This window comes from Deltaproteobacteria bacterium CG11_big_fil_rev_8_21_14_0_20_42_23, assembly GCA_002796345.1.
GTDB lineage: Bacteria > UBA10199 > UBA10199 > 2-02-FULL-44-16 > 2-02-FULL-44-16 > 1-14-0-20-42-23.
On sequence record PCXC01000057.1, the window covers coordinates 36055 to 39019 of the forward strand.

The 2965-nt window shown below is 44.0% G+C and carries 4 protein-coding genes; 2 read left to right on the forward strand and 2 right to left on the reverse strand.

Annotated elements, in window-relative coordinates:
- The coding region (locus COV43_06940) for a hypothetical protein (GenBank protein PIR25136.1) at positions 1-759 on the reverse strand (759 nt) is incomplete at its 3' end.
- 124 nt (positions 760-883) lie between these two features.
- On the opposite strand from COV43_06940, the gene COV43_06945 reads away from it, so the two are divergent.
- Together COV43_06945 and COV43_06950 are read left to right on the forward strand one after the other, a co-directional pair.
- Positions 884-1336 carry a hypothetical protein gene (locus tag COV43_06945; GenBank protein PIR25137.1) on the forward strand — a complete coding sequence of 151 codons (453 nt, stop codon included), beginning with the start codon at positions 884-886 and terminating at the stop codon, positions 1334-1336.
- Between the two features lie 6 nt (positions 1337-1342).
- Entirely contained in the window at positions 1343-1753 is a 411-nt protein-coding gene (locus COV43_06950; protein PIR25138.1) for a hypothetical protein, read from the forward strand.
- Here the strand turns inward: COV43_06950 and COV43_06955 are convergent.
- Positions 1730-2914 (reverse strand): o-succinylbenzoate--CoA ligase, encoded by a 1185-nt coding sequence (locus COV43_06955; protein ID PIR25139.1) that lies wholly within the window; start codon positions 2912-2914, stop codon positions 1730-1732. The two genes, COV43_06950 and COV43_06955, sit on opposite strands and share 24 nt — an antisense overlap.
- Between the last annotated feature and the right edge of the window lie 51 nt (positions 2915-2965).

The window sequence follows — 2965 nt, forward strand, 5'->3', positions numbered from 1 at the left end:
GCAAGCTCTGTCTAGCAAGACTTTGCGGGTTTTATAGGTTTTCTCTTTTTCTTCTTCACTTGCGGAATCTTTAAATGCGACCAGCGGCATATCTTGTTCGCTACGACGGTAAAACAGTGTGCATGGTTTTACATCGAGCTCTTCAAACGTGAGATTGTTTTCAGCCAAAATTTTATCACAGCCTTTGCGTTCGAGTTCTGCAATCTCAACAGAGATGCCACGCTTTTGCAAAGCTGCTTGGATGCTGCACAACATGAAGACTTTGCACACGTCGATGGAGGCAAGTCCGCCGCCAATCACAATAGCACCCTCTTTTATTTCGCACGGCTCTCCATTGAGGTCTTTTTCTTCGCGGCGATTGAACCAAGACATGAACGTGTTTTGATAGTAAAAACCTTTGCCAATATAATCATCGACTCCTTCAATTTCGAGGGGTCTATCTTTCCAAGCGCCGTTTGCCAAAAACACAGCGCTAAATCCCCACTCCTTTTTTAAGGCTTCAAAGGAAATATCTCTGCCAATGCGGGTAAGCGGCACAAACGAAACAAGATTGTTTGCATACACTTCATCAATACGGCCAAATTCCGCAGCACGCATTTTGTCGTGCCAAACAGGAAGGCCGCCTTCTATTTTTCCATATGGACGTTCGCCTTGCTCAAAAACCACAACGCCAATACCTTGTTCGGCTAAAAGCTTTGCTGCTTCTGAACCTGCGACGGCTCCGCCTATAATTGCTACTACATGCTTTGGACATCCCATAGTTACTCCTTTTGCTTAAGGGCGGCGAACCATAGAAAGCTTGAAGCTGCTCGTCAACTTTTTCTTCACCCTTGCCAAGTGAGTTTGATTGCACTACTGATCTCAAAATCTAAAGGAGAAATTCATGAAATTTGCCATCACACTTCACCTCCTCGCCGCACTTATTTGGGTAGGCGGTATGTTCTTCACGTATGTTGTGCTCCGTCCAGCCAGCAGAAGTTTGGCTGAAACAAGCGAACGCCTTAGGCTTTGGTCGCACGTACTCACTCGATTTTTTAAGTGGGTTTGGCTCTCCTTAATCACCTTGCTCGTTACTGGATACTGGATGATTTTTGCTTACTACGGTGGATTTAAACACCTCAGCATAAACGTTCATCTCATGCAAATGCTTGGCATCATCATGATGCTTATGTTCATGCATGTTTACTTCGCGCCCTACAAACGGCTCCGCGCCTGCCTTAGCCAAGGGAAGCAAGAACTTGCCGATAAACAGTTAAACCAAATTCGCATGTTCGCTCTTATCAATTTGGTTTTGGGAATCATCACCGTGATTCTTGGCGTAACAGGAAAATATTAGATAAGCATGAACTTTAAAACTTCCACCAAAATTCGCTTTCACGATGCCGATCCTGCTGGCATTATTTTTTATGCAAAGGTTTTTGAATTTGCGCACAATGCCTTCGAAGATTTTTTCGAATCACTTGGGCTTGACTGGAAAAACTGGTTTCAAAACGATGCTCACATTGCCCCCATGCGCAAAGCCAGTGCAGAATACACTTCGCCGCTTCACTTTGGCGAAACCTATACCATAGAAGTTCAGGTCACTCACATTGGAACAAGCTCTTTTTCACTTCGCTATTTGTTTGAGGATAAAACTGGAAAACCTTGCGCCGTCGTAGATACAACGCATGTGTTTGTGGAAAAAAAGAACCTGAAGCCAACACCAATGCCAGAAGATCTCCGACAAAAACTATCCCAATATCTTGCTGCGTAGTTGTTCCAGCAACACTTTTCCCATTGGCGTGCGTGGAATTTCGTCTACTTTGTACACTTCTTCAGCTTTTGCGAATGGCGGAACGTGTTGATTTAAATAATCGAGCAAACACTCGTGATCGCCATAGCAAAATTTATTCACAGCCAAGGCTATATGAAATCCTTTACGCTCATCGGGAATTGAAACCAGAGCTGCATCTCCGGTGTAGCGCATTTGAATTTTTGCCGCTTGAAAAGCACGGCTAAGCCAAGCAAAATCCACACTCTCGCCCGAAATTTTGATGAAGTCACTCTCGCGGCCAAAAAGAAAAAGTCTTTTTCCATCACACTCGCCACGATCTTCAGAAGAAAACCAAATGCCATCATCCGCTTGATATTTGGGATCTACAAACTGAACCTCACCCAGATAATCAAGCGACGAAACACCTGTCAGCAAGCTTTTGCTTTTGAACTGCAAAAGACCTTGTTCATTTTTTTTCACTTCAAGATGTGGGAGAATTTCTAAAAAAGGAAATTCTTCGTTCTCAAGAGACGAGAGCGAAGCACTGGCCACTTGAGATGAACATTCGGTAAGACCATAGGTTGGCAACACAGGCCAGCCTAGACTTCGCGCTTTTTCATACAACAGTTCAGAAAGCGCTCCCCCGCCAACAAAGACAGCACGTATATTTGCGGGGCATGAAAGATTGTGCGAAACCAAATCATAAATTTGAGTGGGAACAAGCGAAGTAAGCGTTACGTTTTCTTCATCACAAAAAAGAACAAAGCGACGAGGGTCCCAATTCACTACTCCTTCATCAATGCGATCAAACACTTTTACCTGCGCACCACTTGCATGCGCGCGCGCCAAAATTCCAAGCCCACCCACATGAAACTCTGGCAACGCAAGCGCCCAAACGTCAGAAGCATTGCTCTGCAAATGAGCATTAACATTCTCTGCAGAATGCAAAAGAGCTTCTTTGGAAAGCGCTACAATTTTAAGTTTTCCGGAAGTACCAGAGCTTGTAATCCAAATGTGAGACGAAAGCTGCGGAGATTTTTGATAGAGACGAAAATAAGCTTCCTTCAGATCGTGAGGAAGTTTTGGATTGAGAAGAAAATGTGTCTTTACTGAGTTCCAATAAAACATATGCCTTACCTTTTTATCCTCTAGCTTGACCATTCATTGTCGTTGCGATCCGTTTTTTGGTGAAGCATTTTTTTCCCCTACTAG

Coding starts and splice junctions, on each gene's coding strand:
- COV43_06945 (PIR25137.1), top strand. CDS start 884: ATGAAATTTGCCATCACACTTCACCTCCTCGCCGCACTTATTTGGGTA.
- COV43_06950 (PIR25138.1), top strand. CDS start 1,343: ATGAACTTTAAAACTTCCACCAAAATTCGCTTTCACGATGCCGATCCT.
- COV43_06955 (PIR25139.1), bottom strand. CDS start 2,914: ATGGTCAAGCTAGAGGATAAAAAGGTAAGGCATATGTTTTATTGGAAC.